Genomic DNA, 16,046 nt, shown 5'->3' on the forward strand with positions numbered 1-16,046 from the left:
GCGCGCGCAAACACTGAGGAATTAGACCCCACGCCCGGCACCCGGCGCGTGGGTTTTTTCGTGGCGCGGGCTCCCCTGTCTCCGCCCCCCCTAAAACTGCTATGCTGCGACACATCGCAATGCAGGAGGCAGCGGCATGGAACACTATCAGGGGGGGTGCCTGTGTGGGGCCGTCAGGATCACCACATCCGGTCCGCCGCTCAGGGTTGGGATCTGCCACTGCCGGGACTGCCGCAGACATCACGGGGCACTGTTTTACGCCGCCGCGATTTTTCCCGCGCAGGCGGTCCACGTTGATGGCAGGCCACACCACTATAAAGGCCGCCATTTCTGCGGCATCTGCGGGTCCTCCGTCTTTGCCCAAACCGGGGATGAAATCGAGGTGCATCTGGGCAGCCTGGACGACACAAACGGCCTGACGCCTGAGTATGAGGTCTGGTGCCGCCGCCGCGAGGACTGGTTGCCACAGTTCACGGGCACAGCCTGCCACGACAGGGATAGGGACAGAGACGGCGACGTCGACGTCGACTAGAGCCGCCTAAGGCACGTCCCAGTCATCTGCAAAGGGCAAGCTGCCAATCGCCAACCAGGAGGCGCGAATACGCGCGATACGGCTGTCGTTCCAGGTGCGGAAGACCACATCAAACCCCTCTGTGGTGATGCTATCGGCGACCAGCTCAGCCCGGATCGCGGCGCCGGAATCAATATCCATCAGCGAACTGGAAAGATGCACCGCAGGCAGCTCGGCAAAGGGCTGAGAAAACCGCACGCTGCGCCGCCGCTCCCGGGGGCCTGCCCCGGTCCACATGGTGCCGCCATTCTCAAACTCCGAGAAAATCTCGATGTCGCCCTGATCCACCCCAAGCCTGGGACTGTGTACCCGTTTCATACTGCGTGCCTGCCCCCGGGACTGCGCCCGGCCTGTTTTTTTGCTCTTTGCATGATCTACGCCGCAAGAGTGCCAAAAAACAAAACCGGCCCGCAAGGGGCCGGTTTGAATTCTTGTGCCATGGCTCTGACAGGTCAGAGGCTCATATGGGTGCCCAGGGCTTCCATATCGGCGAGCAGCTTCGCCGCATCTTCAACGAGCCCATGCGGTTGATCGGTGTCCTGCACGGCCTTGTAGGTCGTGCGGGCCTCTTCAATCAGCTCGTCCAGTTGCGCGCGCGTCAGCTGGTCCATGGGGATTGCCTTCTCAGCAAGGACAGACAGACCGTCAGCGCCGATTTCAGCAAAGCCACCGGTGACCAGATATTCCGATGTGCCTTGCGGGCTTTCGACCCGCAGGACACCCGGACGCAGCGTGGTGATGGTCGGCGCATGATTGGCCATAGCCGTCATATCGCCTTCCGCGCCGGGGATCATTACCGCGGTCACCGGGAGCGACGCCAGGCGGCGCTCCGGGCTCACGAGGTCGAATTGCATCGTATCAGCCATCAGGGCCCTCCTTAGGCCGCGTCAGCAGCCATTTTCTCGGCTTTTGCGATCACTTCGTCGATGCCGCCAACCATGTAGAAGGCGCCTTCGGGCAGGTGATCGTATTCGCCGGCCACAACGGCCTTGAACGACTTGATGGTGTCCTCAAGCGGAACCTGCTTGCCGTCTGCGCCGGTGAAGACCTTCGCAACGTCGAACGGCTGCGAGAGGAAGCGCTGGATCTTACGTGCACGGGTCACGGTCAGCTTGTCCTCTTCGGACAGTTCGTCCATGCCGAGGATCGCGATGATGTCCTGAAGCGACTTGTAGCGCTGAAGGATCTGCTGAACGTCGGACGCCACGGCATAATGCTCTTCGCCAACGATGGAGGGATCCATCAGACGCGATGTGGAGTCGAGCGGGTCAACAGCCGGGTAGATACCCAGTTCCGAGATCGAACGGTTAAGAACGGTGGTCGCGTCCAGGTGGGCAAAGGTGGTTGCCGGTGCCGGGTCGGTAAGGTCATCCGCGGGAACATACACAGCCTGGATCGAGGTGATCGAGCCGTTCTTGGTCGAGGTAATACGTTCCTGCATCGCACCCATGTCGGTCGCCAGCGTCGGCTGGTAGCCCACAGCCGAAGGAATACGACCGAGCAGAGCGGACACCTCGGAACCCGCCTGAGTAAAGCGGAAGATGTTGTCCACGAAGAACAGAACGTCGGTGCCGGACTGGTCACGGAACTGTTCCGCCAGGGTCAGACCGGTCAGAGCAACACGGGCACGCGCACCCGGAGGCTCGTTCATCTGGCCATAGACCAGAGCAACCTGCGACTCTTCCAGGTTATCGGGTTTGATAACGTTGGATTCGATCATCTCGTGGTAGAGGTCGTTGCCCTCACGGGTCCGCTCACCAACACCCGCGAACACGGAGAAGCCCGAGTGCACTTTTGCGATGTTGTTGATCAGTTCCATGATGAGAACGGTTTTGCCAACGCCGGCGCCGCCGAACAGACCAATTTTACCACCCTTGGCGTAGGGGGCCAGCAGGTCGATCACCTTGATGCCGGTCACCAGCACTTCGGATTCGGTGGACTGGTCGCTGAACTCAGGGGCGGGCTGGTGGATGGCGCGGGTTTCCGCGGCCACAACAGGGCCCTGCTCGTCAACGGGCTCACCCACAACGTTCAGGATGCGGCCCAGGGTTGCGTTACCGACGGGGATCGAGATCGGTGCGTCGGTGTCAGCCACGGCCTGACCACGAACCAGACCTTCGGTCGCATCCATCGCGATGGTACGGACGGTGTTTTCGCCCAGGTGCTGAGCAACTTCCAGAACCAGCGTCTTACCGTTGTTGTCGGTGGTCAGCGCGTTCAAGATCGCCGGCAGGTGGTCGTCGAATTGAACGTCCACAACGGCGCCGATGATCTGGGTCACCTTGCCTTTTGCATTTGCCATGTTTCGTCTCCGGTTTTCTTTTAGAGCGCCTCAGCGCCCGAAATAATTTCAATCAGCTCGTTGGTGATCACGGCCTGACGCGAGCGGTTGAACTCAATGGTCAGCTTGTCGATCATCTCACCCGCGTTACGGGTGGCATTGTCCATCGCGCTCATCCGGGCACCCTGTTCGGAGGCCCCATTTTCCAGCAGCGCTGCAAAGATCTGCGTCGCGACACCGCGCGGCAGCAGGTCGGCCAGAATGGCCTCTTCGCTGGGCTCGTAGTCGTAGACGGCAGAGCTGGCCGCAGCGTCGTCTTCCTTGGCATCAAAGGACGCCGGGATCACCTGCTGGGCAGTCGGCACCTGGGTCACAACATTCACGAACTTCGCGTAGAAGAGCGTGGCAACGTCGAAATCCCCGGCATCAAAGCGGGCCAGAACATCCTTGGCGATGTCCTGCGCGTTGGCGTAGCCAAGGCGTTTGACTTCGCTCAGATCCACATGCCCGACAAAATAGTCACCAAGGTCGCGTTTCATCGCGTCCCGGCCTTTTTTGCCAACCGTCAGGATCTTGACGGTCTTGCCCGCCGCGACCAGCGCCTGGGCCTTGGCCCGTGCCAGCTTGGCGATGTTGGAATTGAAGCCCCCGCAAAGCCCGCGTTCGGCGGTCAGTACGACCAGGAGATGAACCTGGTCGCTACCGGTGCCGGCAAGCAGCTTGGGTGCAGAATCGCTGCCACCGACAGATGCGGCCAGCCCGGCCATAACGGCGTTGAACCGTTCGGCGTAGGGACGCGCATCCTCGGCAGCCTCTTGGGCGCGGCGCAGTTTTGCGGCCGCGACCATCTGCATGGCCTTGGTGATCTTGCGGGTCGATTTGACCGACGCGATCCTGTTTTTAAGGTCTTTAAGGTTAGGCAACGCCTGATCCCCCCTTAAGCGAAGTCAGCTGCGAACGCGTCCAGAGCTGCTTTGATCTTGTCGGCTGCGTCACCCTTGATCTTCGGATCTTCGGTGGTGATCCAGTCAAGCAGGTCCTGATGCTTGCTGCGCAGATGCGCCAGCAGGCCAGCCTCGTAGCGGCCAACTTCTTTTACGTCGACTTTGTCGAGGTAGCCGTTGGTGCCTGCGAAGATCACACAGACGATCTCTGCGTTGGTCAGCGGTGCATACTGGGGCTGCTTCATCAGCTCGGTCAGACGCGCACCACGGTTCAGCAGCTGCTGGGTTGCGGCGTCCAGATCGGAGCCAAACTGCGCAAAGGCTGCCATTTCGCGGTACTGAGCCAATTCCAGTTTCACCGGGCCAGCAACCGATTTCATCGCGTTGGTCTGAGCCGAAGAGCCCACACGCGAAACCGACAGACCGGTGTTCACAGCAGGACGGATGCCCTGATAGAACAGCTCGGTTTCCAGGAAGATCTGACCGTCGGTGATCGAAATCACGTTGGTCGGAATAAACGCAGACACGTCGCCGCCCTGGGTTTCGATCACGGGCAGCGCGGTCAGCGAGCCTGCACCGAATTCTTCGTTCAGCTTCGCGGAACGTTCCAGCAGACGGGAGTGGAGGTAGAAAACGTCACCAGGATAAGCTTCACGGCCCGGCGGACGACGCAGCAGCAGGGACATCTGGCGATAGGCCACAGCCTGTTTGGACAGGTCATCATAGATGATCAGCGCGTGCTTGCCGCTGTCGCGGAAGTATTCGGCCATTGCGGTCGCGGCATAGGGGGCCAGGAACTGCATCGGGGCCGGTTCGGACGCGGTTGCAGCAACCACAATCGAATATTCCATTGCACCGGTTTCTTCCAGCTTCTTCACCAGCTGGGCCACGGTCGAGCGCTTCTGGCCGACAGCAACATAAACACAGTACAGTTTCTTGGACTCATCATCACCAGCGGCGTCGTTGTAGACTTTCTGGTTCAGGATCGCGTCCAGAGCAACGGCGGTTTTACCGGTCTGACGGTCACCAATGATCAGCTCTCGCTGGCCACGGCCGATCGGGATCATCGCGTCAACGGACTTGAGGCCGGTTGCCATCGGTTCGTGAACCGATTTACGCGGGATGATGCCGGGTGCCTTTACGTCAGCAACTTTGCGCTCTGCCGCGTTGATCGGGCCCTTGCCGTCCAGCGGGTTGCCCAGACCGTCAACAACGCGACCCAGCAGCTCGGGGCCAGCGGGAACGTCCACGATGGAGTTGGTGCGCTTGACGGTGTCACCTTCTTTGATGTCACGGTCGGAGCCGAAGATAACGATACCGACGTTGTCGGCTTCGAGGTTCAGCGCCATGCCCATGATGCCGCCGGGGAATTCGACCATCTCGCCGGCCTGGACATTGTCGAGACCGTACACACGGGCGATACCGTCACCAACGGACAGCACGCGGCCAATCTCTGCCACCTCAGCTTCTTGACCAAAATTCTTGATCTGGTCTTTCAGGATCGCAGAAATCTCTGCTGCTTGGATACCCATTTATCCGACCTCTTTCATTGCGTTCTGTAGGGAGTTGAGCTTGGAGCGGATCGAGTTGTCGATCATCTTCGAGCCCACTTTAACGACAAGACCGCCAATGATGCTTTCATCGACGGTTGCATTGATTACGACCTTTTTGCCAGTGCGCTCGGCCAGTGTTTTGGCCAGTTTTTCGCTCTGGGTCTTGGTCAGCGCCTTGGCCGATGTGACATCGGCGGTGATCTCACCACGGGTTTCGGCCAGACGTGCGCGCAGAGCGTCAAGCAGCGCAGGCACCACGAACAGGCGGCGCTTTTCGGCCATCAGCGTCAGCGCATTGCTCAGAACCGGGTCCAGGCCCATTTTCTTGGCAATCGCGGTGATCGCTGTTCCCTGCTCCTGACGCGACACCAGGGGTGACGTGATCAGGTCGCGGAGATCTTCGCTATCCGCCAAAGCGGCAGACAGGTCATTGATGCTGGTTTCAAGGCTATCAAGCGCCTTGCTCTCTTCGGCGATCTCAAAGATCGCGGTGGCATAGCGCGCGGCAATGCCTGCGGAGATCGAAGCTGGTTCGGACACGTCCACCCTTCCGATATTGGCCCCGGTTGGCTGACCTAGTGCAGGCGGCGTCCGGGGGCGTGAGGTCTCCCCACAATTTGGTGGGGCGTCAAAATCAGCGTGGATGTAGCAGAGCGTTGGCAACCTATCAACTGCCTTGGACGGCAAGGTGAAAAAGGAAGTTACAAGCGTTTTCAAATGATTAGGCGATAACACCCGATGAAACGACAGAACATGCGTCAAAAAAACCAACTTTAGGGGTCAATTTTGCGATTCCAAATCAGCAAAAAACGCGCCTTGCAGGTGAAAAAACCTCCAAACCGTCGAAAATGAGCGCTGAAAGCGCGATTTTGAACCATCGGCGGGGAATCAAGCAGCCAACTGCCCAGCCCCGGCTCCCGTAACGTCACGCCCTTCGCCGCACCAAGATTAAGACCTGCCTATTTGAGACCGCCCGAATTTGCGCCGCCTGTCCAGCCCAGGGCGCCCGCGACGCAGCGTCCTGCGCTGGCGACCCTTGGTCAAACGGGGCAGACACCCGCCCCGACGCTCACGTCTGAAACACCGCGCAGGTTCAGGCCGGTTCCGGCATCGGGTTGGACAACCCTTCCAGCACCCGGATCGGACTGGGCGGTCGCAGCCGGGTCATCTCACCACGCTGGGAATGCACCTGCTTGCTCACTTCGACCAAAAACACCCCGCCCCCCAGCATCGCCGGCAACCGGTCCCCCATACGCTCGAACAACGGGCCGGATTTCAGCCAGAAGCGGCGCTGGCTGGGCGGCAGGTAGAGCGCCGCAGAATGCCGCTCGACGGTGAACTGATGCAAGCGCAGCTGATTTTCCACCTGACTGAGCGTATAGGGCCGCCCAAACCCGAACGGTGTCACATCCGACCGCGCCCAAAGGCCTGCGCGATTGGGCACAACAAACACGGCCCGCCCGCCGGGACCAAGCACCCGCCAGCATTCCTCCAGAAGATGCGACGGCCGATCCGAGGTTTCAAGCCCGTGCAGCAATACCAGCCGGTCGACATGTCCGGTTTCAATCGGCCAAGCGGTCTCCTCGCAGAGGACCGAGACATTGGGCAGTCCCGCAGGCCACTGCATCACCCCCTGCGGTCCCGGCATCAGCGCAATCACCCGCCGCGCCTCGGCCAGATAGGGGCGCAGCAGCGGCGCGGCAAAGCCAAAGCCTGCAACTGTCTGTCCCGCCGCTTCGGGCCACAACTCCAGCAGCCGCCCACGGATTGACGCCTGCGCCGCCCGCCCCAGGGTGCTGCGATAATAGAAATTCCTCAGATCCTGAACATCAAGATGCATTGCGGGCGTCCGTTGCTTGGGCCAATCTGAGGCCAGTCGCCGTCAGTTTACCCATCGAGAAGCGAATGACCATGCCCCTTGAGATCGTTACCCTGCCCTGTCTCTCCGACAACTATGCCTTTTTGCTGCACAATGTCGAAACCGGTCACACCGCACTGGTCGATGCCCCCGAAGCCGCAGCCATTCGCGCCGAACTGGACCGGCGTGGATGGGGGCTGGACCAGATCCTGCTCACGCATCACCACTGGGATCACATTGATGGCGTTGCGGAGCTGCAAGCTGCCTATGATCCGCAAATCATCGGTGCCAAGGCTGCCGCCCACCGTCTGCCCGATCTGGATCTGGCAGTGGCAGAGGGCGACAGCTTCACCTGCCTTGGCGAGGACGTCCGCGTGCTGGATGTTTCCGGGCATACGATCGGCCATATCGCCTTTCACATCCCAAATGCCGCCGCGGTGTTCACCGCAGACAGCCTGATGGCGCTGGGATGTGGGCGCTTGTTTGAGGGCTCCCCCGAACAGATGTGGCAGAGCCTGCAGAAACTCGCAGCCCTGCCGGGAGAAACAACGGTCTATTCCGGCCATGAATACACCCAGTCCAATGCCCGTTTCGCACTTACGATCGAGCCGGACAACGCCGCGCTGCAACACCGCTGCAAAGCTATTGATGCCGCCCGTGCCAAAGGAGAAGCAACCGTGCCCTCGCAGTTGCAGGAGGAGCTGGACACCAATCCTTTCCTGCGGGCCCATCTCGACAGCCTCAAACAGGCGGTTGGCATGACGGGGGCCTCCGCTGCGGAGGTGTTTGCCGAAATCCGGGCGCGAAAGGACAAGTTTTGACCGCGCAAGGCCCCTTTTCACGGCACAGTCACGATAAATGTGACAAGAAATTGCAAGAAAGAACTTGAAGCCGGGCACGTATCAACCAAACTCTAATACTATCAGGACATGGTTGGACTGTGGAAGGCTAGGCATCCGTCCCGCAGCCTCACCGCCAACCCAAGACCAAGAGGAGCACGCCCGTGCCTTCATTCTCGAGCACTTTGGAACAGGCCATTCACGCCGCGCTTGCGCTGGCAAACGAACGGCGTCATGAATTTGCAACCCTGGAACACCTGCTGCTTGCCCTGCTGGACGAGCCTGAGGCGTCGCGCGTCATGCGCGCCTGCAGCGTGGACCTCACCGAGTTGCGCGCGACCCTTGTCGAATTTGTCGATGAGGATCTCGCCAATCTGGTCACTGATATCGACGGCTCAGAAGCGGTTCCAACCGCTGCCTTTCAGCGTGTGATCCAACGCGCCGCCATCCACGTACAAAGCTCCGGCCGGACCGAGGTCACGGGTGCCAATGTTCTGGTGGCCATCTTCGCAGAGCGTGAGAGCGACGCCGCCTACTTCCTGCAGGATCAGGACATGACCCGCTATGATGCGGTGAATTTCATCGCCCACGGCGTGGCCAAGGATCCGGCTTTCGGTGAATCCCGCCCGGTCTCCGGCTCTCCGGAGGTCGAGGATGAACCCCAGCCCACCACCGAGGGCGACAAGAAAGAGAGCGCGCTGGCGAAATACTGCGTCGATCTCAATGAGAAATCCCGCGAGGGTGACATTGACCCGCTGATCGGCCGCAGCCACGAGGTTGAGCGCTGTATTCAGGTGCTGTGCCGCCGTCGCAAAAACAATCCGCTACTGGTCGGCGATCCCGGCGTTGGCAAAACCGCCATCGCCGAAGGTCTCGCGCGCAAGATTGTCGCTGGTGAAACCCCTGAGGTCTTGTCGGAAACCACCATCTACTCGCTCGACATGGGCGCGCTGCTGGCAGGCACCCGCTATCGCGGCGACTTTGAGGAACGCCTGAAAGCCGTGGTGACCGAGCTGGAAGATCACCCCGACGCAGTGCTGTTCATCGATGAGATCCACACCGTGATCGGCGCCGGGGCGACCTCCGGCGGGGCGATGGATGCCTCAAACCTGCTGAAGCCCGCGCTTCAGGGCGGCAAGCTGCGCACCATGGGATCCACCACCTACAAGGAATTTCGTCAGCATTTCGAGAAGGACCGCGCCCTGTCGCGCCGGTTCCAGAAAATCGACGTGAATGAGCCTTCGGTTGAGGATTCCATCGAGATCCTGAAAGGGCTGAAACCCTATTTCGAGGAACATCACGGCATCCGCTTTACTAGCGATGCGATCAAATCTGCGGTCGAACTGTCGGCCCGTTACATCAATGATCGCAAACTGCCGGACAAGGCAATCGACGTCATTGATGAGGCCGGCGCCGCCCAGCATCTGGTGGTGGAAAGCAAGCGCCGCAAGACCATCGGCGTCAAGGAGATCGAGGCCGTTGTCGCCAAGATCGCCCGAATCCCGCCGAAGAATGTCTCCAAGGACGACGCCGAAGTGCTGAAGGATCTGGAACGCTCACTGAAGCGGGTGGTGTTTGGTCAGGACGCTGCAATTGACGCCCTGTCCAGTGCCATCAAACTGGCGCGGGCGGGCCTGCGTGAGCCGGAAAAACCCATTGGCAACTACCTCTTTGCAGGCCCCACCGGTGTCGGCAAAACAGAAGTGGCCAAACAGCTTGCAGATACGCTTGGCGTGGAGCTGCTGCGGTTCGACATGTCGGAATATATGGAGAAACACGCGGTCTCCCGCCTGATCGGCGCGCCTCCGGGCTATGTCGGCTTTGATCAGGGTGGCCTGTTGACCGATGGCGTCGACCAGCACCCCCATTGTGTACTGTTGCTTGATGAAATCGAGAAGGCCCACCCGGACGTCTTCAACATCCTGTTGCAGGTGATGGACAATGGCCAGCTGACCGACCACAACGGTCGCACGGTGAATTTCCGCAATGTGGTGCTGATCATGACCTCCAACGCCGGCGCATCTGAGCAGGCGAAGGCTGCCATCGGCTTCGGCCGTGACCGGCGCGAGGGTGAGGACACCGCCGCGATTGAACGGACGTTCACGCCGGAATTCCGCAACCGTTTGGACGCGGTCATCTCCTTCGCACCGCTGCCAAAGGATGTGATCCTGCAGGTGGTCGAGAAATTCGTTCTGCAGTTGGAAGCCCAGCTGATGGATCGCAATGTCTCGATCGAACTGACCCGCAAGGCCGCCGAATGGCTGGCGGACAAGGGCTATGATGACCGGATGGGGGCCCGTCCCCTGGGCCGCGTCATTCAGGAGCACATCAAGAAGCCGCTGGCTGAGGAGCTGCTGTTCGGCAAACTCGCCAAAGGTGGTCTTGTCAAGGTCGGCATCAAGGATGGCAAACTGGATCTCCGGATCGAAGGCCCAGCCAAACCGCGCATCTCTGGAGACAAGCCGCCCCTTCTGACGGCTGAGTAACCCCATGCGGCTCCTGCCTTTGGCATTTATCTCATCGCTCGCCGCGCCCGTCGCGGCGAGCGATCTTGTTCTGGATTGGCCCGTCGACTGCACCTTGGGTGACAGCTGCCAGATCCAGCAATATGTCGACCGCGCTTTGGGGCCGGCGACACAGGATTTTACCTGCAATCCGCTTACCTACGATGGGCACAAAGGGACTGACATTGCCCTGCCCTACCTCAGCGACATGGATGCTGGCGTCACCATCTTCGCCGCCGCAGACGGCACCGTGGCTGGCAGCCGCGACGGGATGGAAGACCGCTATTCCACCGGCCCCGGCGATCCGGCCATTGAAGGGCGCGAATGCGGCAACGGGGTTCTGCTGCGCCATGGCGACGGTTGGGAAACCCAATACTGCCACATGAAACGCGGCTCCATTCTTGTGCAGTCCGGCGACAAGGTGACCGCAGGCACTCCCCTGGGGGAGATCGGCCTTTCCGGCAACACCCAGTTCCCGCATCTGCACCTTTCCGTGCGCAAGGATGGCAAGACGGTCGATCCGTTCGGCCCCCGCATGGAGCAGGGTTGCGGATCTGATATCGGTGAACCGCTCTGGGCAGACGACATCACCTATCAGGCTGGCGGGTTTCTTGGCAGCGGGTTTGCCGATCATGTCCCGAAATTCGCCGCGATCAAGGCCGGGACCGCAGATCAGGCCCCCCTGCCCGCCGGATCAGGCGCATTGGTCTTTTGGGCCTATGCCTTCGGGGCGCGCAGTGGCGATCAGCTGATGCTGCGGATCGACGGGCCTGGCGGCCCCTTCCTGGAGCAGACAGAGCGGCTGGAGAAGACCCAGGCGCAATTGTTCCGCGCATCTGGCAAGAGGGTCCGCGGCGCCGGGCTATCCCCCGGTCGCTACATCGCCACGGCGACGTTGATGCGTGACGGAGAGGTCATTGATCAGCACCAGCAGGACATGACGGTGGACTAGACCAAAGCCTCTTGGCCTCGCCTGACGTACCCGCTAGGCTAGGGTCACGGTCGGCAGACACCGAGGCGTCGCTGTTCCCGCATGGGAGAGCTAAACCTGCCATCCAATCGAACGGTTTCCATTGCAGATGGCGCCGCGTCGTCAAGCCAGCGACCAACGACCAGGACGGGCGCCAATTGGATGCAATATGACCCGCAAATCTCTTCCCTTACAGGTCGATGACCTGTCGCATTTCTCCCGCGCTCTGGCCCGTCAACTGGGGGAGGCCAGCCCACCCCACCTGACGCTGATGAATATGCTGGCGCGCGCGGCCGGGTTTCAGAACCTGCAACACCAGCGCGCCGTTCAGGCCGCTGCCGGACGTCTGGCGCAGGCCAACACGGCCGCCCCCGCTGACCACCGGCTGATTGAACGCACACTCACCCAATTTGACGCTTCAGGACGACTGCTGCGCTGGCCCTCCCGACGGGCGGTACAGACTCTTGCGCTCTTTGGTCTATGGGCGGTGTTCCCGCCTGACACGTTGCTAAGCGAGACGGAGGTGAACAGGATCCTGCTGGCAGAACATGAGTTCAAGGACCCCGCGACCCTGCGCCGGACCATGATTTCCTGCGGCCTGCTGACGCGTCAGCGAGATGGCAGCAACTACAGGCGGATTGAGCAGGAACCACCGACCGAGGCGAAGGCGCTGATATCCCGCCTATCAGCGCGGCGAAAACAACGCTCAGCGCTCGCGACTGCGGGACCAGAGGGCAGAACGCCAAGGCGATAACACAGCCCCGTCAGCGTTCGGTGAACTTCAGCTCAATCCGGCGATTTTGCGCCCGGGCCGCTGCGGTCTGTGCAGGGTTCACCGGCTGATACTCGCCAAACCCATTGGCAGACAGGCGCTCGGGCGGGATGCCCAGCGCCTGCACCATATAGCGCACAACCGACAGGGCGCGGCCCTGGCTCAACTCCCAGTTGTCGGCAAATTTCGGGTGGATACCAAGCGGCGTATCATCCGTGTGACCGTCCACACGGATGATCCAGTTGATCTCGGGCGGGATTGCCGCCGCAACAGCCTGCAGGATACCGGCGACCTTGCCAATCTCGGCCCGCCCGGCCGGTGACAGATCCGCGCTCCCCGGGGCAAACAACACCTCAGAGGCAAAGACAAAGCGATCGCCCTCAATCCGCACCCCCTCCTGATTGCCCAGTACATCTCGCAGGCGGCCAAAGAATTCCGAGCGGTATTGCTCCAGATCCTGGGCCTTGCTGCTCAGCTGTTCTGCTTCGGCTTCCAGTCGTTTGCGCTCACTTTCTTCCAGCAGACGGCGGCGGCGTTCCTCCGCAGCGGCCCGTGCCAGTGCGGCGTTCAGATCCTGACCGAGATTTTGCATCTGCACCGATTGAGCAGCGTCGCGGGCCTTGTAGTCATCCAACAGCGCCTGCAACCCGCCGAGCTGCTCTCGCAGCGCCGCAACCTGCTGGTTGAGAAGTGCCGTCTGTCGCTGCGCCTCCTCCGAAATCGCCTGCTCCGTGCTGAGGCTTTCGCGGGCCTGGGCCAAGAGGGCCGCGCGCTGTTCGGCGAGGCTGGCCAGATCTGCGGTTTCCACGGCGCGCTCTTCGCCCTCAGTCAGCGCCGCCAGCAGGCGTTGTTGCAGCACCTCCCGGTCAGCAGCTGCTGCATTGGCCTGTTCCAGCTTAGACAGCGCCTCCAGCAGACGCTGTTCCGTCTCGGCCTGTGCTGTCGCCGTGCTTTCCAGCTCAGACGTTGCCGCGTCGCGGCTCTCGCGCAGCTGCTCCAGCTCTGCCTGCAACGCGGCAACCTGTGCATCCGCACTGGTCTGCGTGGTTTCCAACTGCGCCAGAACGCGGGTCAGGCGCTCGGCCAATGCGTCACGGTCCGCGTTAGTGGCCTTCGCGACGTCTAGCTTCTCCAAGACGTCCGCCAGCTGCGCATCCAGTTGCCCCTTGGCGGTTTCCGCTGCCGCCAGCAAAGTCAGCGTATCTTCAGCCGCCTGACGCTGTTCTTCCAGCGCCAGTGTCATCGCCGTCAATTCCGCATCTGCCGTCTTCAAGCGATTTCGCAGCGCCTCTGCGGCAGCCGCCTCGGCAAGACGCGCCGCCTCGGCATCGGTCAGCTCCGTTTCTAATTGCGAGACTGCTGCACTTGCCTCAGACGCCTGCCCTTCGAGGTCGGCAACAAGCGCTTCCAGCGCCTCCCGCTTGGCTGCGGCAAGGCGCGCAGCCTCTGTCTGGGCATCAATTTCATCGCGACTGGCCGCAAGAGCCTGCGCCAGCGTATCCCGCTCCCCTTCCAGATCGCTCTGTGCCGCCTGCAGCGCTGCGCGCTCTGCGGTCAGATCACGAATGGTAGCGTTGGCGTCCTGCTGTTGCAGCAGCAACTGGGCGACCTGCGCCTCAAAATCGCTGATCTCGCCTCGCGCAGCTGCAAGGTCTGCTTCTGCAGTTTCCAACGCACCCTGGGTGGTTCCAAGCGTGGCCGACAGCGCCCCAAGACGCGCCTGCAATTGGCTGTTCGCACGCTCTTCGAGGCCGAGAGCATCAGCAAGCGCCCCAACTTCCGCTGCCAGCTCATCCAGCTGGCTTTCCTGTCCGGAAATCGTCTCCCGCAGGACAAATTGAACCACCATGAAAATAGTCAGGAGAAACATCAGAACCAGCAGCAACCCGGTCATCGCATCTACGAATCCCGGCCAGATCGAGGCCTGAAAACGCTGTCCGGTGCGACGTGACAGGGCCATCGCTTAATCCTCGGATCCGCGCGCGCTGCGGCCCAATCCACGTGGTCTGGCAAAGGCCTTGACCAAGAGGTCGATATCTTTGCGCAACTCGGCCAGGCTTTCCTGACGACCGGCGGAGATTTCTTCAAGAATACGCAGCATCTGCACATCGATGGAGCGCAGCCGCATCCGGCTTTCGGCGTCCAGCCCAACATCCCCCTGAGCACGCATCAGCTCGGTCAGGGCTTCCTGCCCGACAGCCACCCGTTCAAGCGCGCGCGCGGTGCCTTCGGACTGATCCTGCCGCCGGTTCATATCCGTGATCGCATCAACCAGCGCGGACAGCTTCTGATCCACCCCGGCGCGCCCTTCGGAGGATTGGACGAACATCGCCTGCAGCGCATCCATTTGCTCGGTCATACTGTCCAGCACCCCGGCAAGCGCGCTGTTGTCGCCGCCGCCTGTCTCCTCGCCGGAGGAGAAACTGACCCGCGTGAAAGAAGAAAGCCATTCCTCAAGCTCGCGGTAGAACCGGTTCTGACCATGGCCTGCAAACAGCTCCAGCAAGCCGACAATCAGCGATCCTGCCAGCCCCAGCAATGATGAGGCAAAGGCAACGCCCATGCCACCCAGCTGCGCCTCAAGCCCGGTCATCAGCCGGTTGAACACCGCAATACCTTCTTCCCCCTCCTGCGGGGCAAGGCTGCGGATGGTGTCCACCACCGCAGGCACTGTGGTGGCCAGACCGTAGAAGGTTCCCAAAAGGCCAAGGAAAATCAGCAGGTTCACGATATAACGCGTAATTTCGCGCTCTTCATCGATCCGCGTGGCAACGGAATCCAGGATCGACCGGGTCGAAGAGGACCCAAGCTGCATCCGCGCCCCGCGTGAGCGCAGCAGAGAGGCCAGCGGCGCCAGCATCGACGGCGGGCGATCATCGTCACTGGTCACCCCGGCGGCGAACCCTTCGATCCAGCGCACCGAACCGATCAGCTGCAGCACCTGCCAGAAACAGGCCATCACACCAAAGACAAACACCAGCAGGATGAACCCGTTGAGCCAGGGATTGGCCTCAAACACCGGCAGGACCCGCGGCAGCGCCACAAAGGCCCCAAACCCCGACAGCCCAAGGGCAATCAGCATCATGATGATCTGGCGTACCGGTTGGGAAAACTGCGGCCTGCTTTCGCGGTCTGGCTGCGCCATGGTCTGTGGCTCCTGACACTTTTTTGGTGCTCTTGCAGAACCGGAGCCTATAGGCAAAACCTCAAAAGAGCCAAGGCTTTATGATGCAAGATCCCGCACACGCGCCGACAGCCAATCCAAATCGGCATCGCGCAACCCGATCTCGGCCAGATGCTCCGCCGTATTGAAGAGGTATTCGGTATTGGGGCCACGTCCGCCCACCGCCTCCGCAATGATCCGCGCCTGAGTTTCCAGACTGATGCCGCCGCAATATTGATTGTGGTCCGGGTCAATCACATAGGTGACCGCGGTCACGTCCCCCCGCTGGCCAGCTGGACGGTCAGATCTTTCTCCACATAGGCCGAGGAGATCAGCTCCCGCGCCCGCAGCTCCTGCAATGTCTGTTCCTCGTGGCCCGCCTCAACCGCCAGCGCGATCCCGGTGCAGGCGGCGCCATCTATCGCGTCCAATGCCAGAACCAGCCCCGGCTTCTCCTCGCTGCCGCGATGATGGATGGATTTCATGCAGAAGGACCGGGCATAGCCCGGCAGTGTCGCGACTTCGCGGCGGGCCACCGGAAAGCCCGGGTTCCACAACAAAGATCCGTATCCAAATACCCACATGGTCATG

The 16,046-nt window shown here is 61.2% G+C and carries 14 protein-coding genes and 1 pseudogene; 5 read left to right on the top strand and 10 right to left on the bottom strand.

Annotated elements, in window-relative coordinates; translation table 11 throughout:
- Nucleotides 1-136 precede the first annotated feature (136 nt).
- Entirely contained in the window at nucleotides 137-532 is a 396-nt protein-coding gene (locus D1820_RS07425; RefSeq protein ID WP_118068394.1) for a GFA family protein, read from the top strand.
- A gap of 6 nt (nucleotides 533-538) precedes the next feature.
- On the opposite strand, the gene D1820_RS07430 is transcribed toward D1820_RS07425, so the two are convergent.
- The 7 genes from D1820_RS07430 to D1820_RS07460 all read right to left on the bottom strand — a co-directional run bounded on the left by D1820_RS07430 (nucleotide 539) and on the right by D1820_RS07460 (nucleotide 7,189).
- Nucleotides 539-889 carry an H-type lectin domain-containing protein gene (locus D1820_RS07430; RefSeq protein WP_118068395.1) on the bottom strand — a complete coding sequence of 117 codons (351 nt, stop codon included), beginning with the start codon at nucleotides 887-889 and terminating at the stop codon, nucleotides 539-541.
- Between the two features lie 134 nt (nucleotides 890-1,023).
- Nucleotides 1,024-1,437 carry a F0F1 ATP synthase subunit epsilon gene (locus tag D1820_RS07435; protein WP_024096363.1) on the bottom strand — a complete coding sequence of 138 codons (414 nt, stop codon included), beginning with the start codon at nucleotides 1,435-1,437 and terminating at the stop codon, nucleotides 1,024-1,026.
- 11 nt (nucleotides 1,438-1,448) lie between these two features.
- Nucleotides 1,449-2,873, bottom strand: a complete 1,425-nt coding sequence (gene atpD / locus D1820_RS07440; protein ID WP_040173897.1) for a F0F1 ATP synthase subunit beta — start codon at nucleotides 2,871-2,873, stop codon at nucleotides 1,449-1,451.
- A 20-nt stretch (nucleotides 2,874-2,893) separates the two neighbouring features.
- A complete protein-coding gene (locus D1820_RS07445) occupies nucleotides 2,894-3,775 on the bottom strand; it encodes a F0F1 ATP synthase subunit gamma (protein ID WP_118068396.1) in 882 nt (293 codons plus the stop codon).
- Between the two features lie 14 nt (nucleotides 3,776-3,789).
- The gene (atpA, locus tag D1820_RS07450) at nucleotides 3,790-5,328 is read right to left on the bottom strand and encodes a F0F1 ATP synthase subunit alpha (RefSeq protein WP_096871960.1); all 1,539 of its coding nucleotides are present in this window, start codon (nucleotides 5,326-5,328) and stop codon (nucleotides 3,790-3,792) included.
- The gene (locus D1820_RS07455; RefSeq protein ID WP_040173895.1) at nucleotides 5,329-5,889 is read right to left on the bottom strand and encodes a F0F1 ATP synthase subunit delta; all 561 of its coding nucleotides are present in this window, start codon (nucleotides 5,887-5,889) and stop codon (nucleotides 5,329-5,331) included.
- A 553-nt stretch (nucleotides 5,890-6,442) separates the two neighbouring features.
- Nucleotides 6,443-7,189, bottom strand: coding sequence for a class I SAM-dependent methyltransferase (locus D1820_RS07460; protein WP_040180261.1), 747 nt, complete (start codon nucleotides 7,187-7,189; stop codon nucleotides 6,443-6,445).
- Nucleotides 7,190-7,254: 65 nt separating this feature from the next.
- Between D1820_RS07460 and gloB the strand changes: the two genes are divergently transcribed.
- The 4 genes from gloB (at nucleotide 7,255) to D1820_RS07480 (ending at nucleotide 12,274) form a co-directional block, all read left to right on the top strand.
- Nucleotides 7,255-8,028 carry a hydroxyacylglutathione hydrolase gene (gene gloB / locus D1820_RS07465; RefSeq protein ID WP_118068397.1) on the top strand — a complete coding sequence of 258 codons (774 nt, stop codon included), beginning with the start codon at nucleotides 7,255-7,257 and terminating at the stop codon, nucleotides 8,026-8,028.
- Nucleotides 8,029-8,210: 182 nt separating this feature from the next.
- Nucleotides 8,211-10,532: an ATP-dependent Clp protease ATP-binding subunit ClpA gene (gene clpA, locus D1820_RS07470; protein ID WP_024096356.1), complete on the top strand. Its 2,322-nt coding sequence runs from the start codon at nucleotides 8,211-8,213 to the stop codon at nucleotides 10,530-10,532.
- A gap of 4 nt (nucleotides 10,533-10,536) precedes the next feature.
- Nucleotides 10,537-11,502 carry a M23 family metallopeptidase gene (locus tag D1820_RS07475; protein ID WP_118068398.1) on the top strand — a complete coding sequence of 322 codons (966 nt, stop codon included), beginning with the start codon at nucleotides 10,537-10,539 and terminating at the stop codon, nucleotides 11,500-11,502.
- A 187-nt stretch (nucleotides 11,503-11,689) separates the two neighbouring features.
- Nucleotides 11,690-12,274, top strand: coding sequence for a DUF2087 domain-containing protein (locus D1820_RS07480; protein ID WP_102896543.1), 585 nt, complete (start codon nucleotides 11,690-11,692; stop codon nucleotides 12,272-12,274).
- A 10-nt stretch (nucleotides 12,275-12,284) separates the two neighbouring features.
- On the opposite strand, the gene D1820_RS07485 is transcribed toward D1820_RS07480, so the two are convergent.
- The 3 genes and pseudogenes from D1820_RS07485 to D1820_RS07495 all read right to left on the bottom strand — a co-directional run bounded on the left by D1820_RS07485 (nucleotide 12,285) and on the right by D1820_RS07495 (nucleotide 16,045).
- Entirely contained in the window at nucleotides 12,285-14,252 is a 1,968-nt protein-coding gene (locus D1820_RS07485) for a peptidoglycan -binding protein (RefSeq protein WP_118068399.1), read from the bottom strand.
- A gap of 3 nt (nucleotides 14,253-14,255) precedes the next feature.
- Nucleotides 14,256-15,437, bottom strand: a complete 1,182-nt coding sequence (locus D1820_RS07490; protein ID WP_096871971.1) for a biopolymer transporter ExbB — start codon at nucleotides 15,435-15,437, stop codon at nucleotides 14,256-14,258.
- Between the two features lie 78 nt (nucleotides 15,438-15,515).
- Nucleotides 15,516-16,045: pseudogene (locus tag D1820_RS07495) on the bottom strand (gamma-glutamylcyclotransferase).
- Nucleotide 16,046: the final 1 nt, after the last annotated feature.

The organism is Phaeobacter sp. LSS9 (assembly GCF_003443595.1).
Taxonomy (GTDB): domain Bacteria; phylum Pseudomonadota; class Alphaproteobacteria; order Rhodobacterales; family Rhodobacteraceae; genus Phaeobacter; species Phaeobacter piscinae.

Bases quoted from the DNA above. Each gene is read 5' to 3' on its own strand.
- atpD (WP_040173897.1), bottom strand. From the start codon at position 2,873: ATGGCAAATGCAAAAGGCAAGGTGACCCAGATCATCGGCGCCGTTGTG.
- D1820_RS07490 (WP_096871971.1), bottom strand. From the start codon at position 15,437: ATGGCGCAGCCAGACCGCGAAAGCAGGCCGCAGTTTTCCCAACCGGTA.
- D1820_RS07435 (WP_024096363.1), bottom strand. From the start codon at position 1,437: ATGGCTGATACGATGCAATTCGACCTCGTGAGCCCGGAGCGCCGCCTG.
- D1820_RS07430 (WP_118068395.1), bottom strand. From the start codon at position 889: ATGAAACGGGTACACAGTCCCAGGCTTGGGGTGGATCAGGGCGACATC.
- D1820_RS07475 (WP_118068398.1), top strand. From the start codon at position 10,537: ATGCGGCTCCTGCCTTTGGCATTTATCTCATCGCTCGCCGCGCCCGTC.
- D1820_RS07485 (WP_118068399.1), bottom strand. From the start codon at position 14,252: ATGGCCCTGTCACGTCGCACCGGACAGCGTTTTCAGGCCTCGATCTGG.
- D1820_RS07460 (WP_040180261.1), bottom strand. From the start codon at position 7,189: ATGCATCTTGATGTTCAGGATCTGAGGAATTTCTATTATCGCAGCACC.
- gloB (WP_118068397.1), top strand. From the start codon at position 7,255: ATGACCATGCCCCTTGAGATCGTTACCCTGCCCTGTCTCTCCGACAAC.
- D1820_RS07425 (WP_118068394.1), top strand. From the start codon at position 137: ATGGAACACTATCAGGGGGGGTGCCTGTGTGGGGCCGTCAGGATCACC.
- atpA (WP_096871960.1), bottom strand. From the start codon at position 5,328: ATGGGTATCCAAGCAGCAGAGATTTCTGCGATCCTGAAAGACCAGATC.
- D1820_RS07480 (WP_102896543.1), top strand. From the start codon at position 11,690: ATGACCCGCAAATCTCTTCCCTTACAGGTCGATGACCTGTCGCATTTC.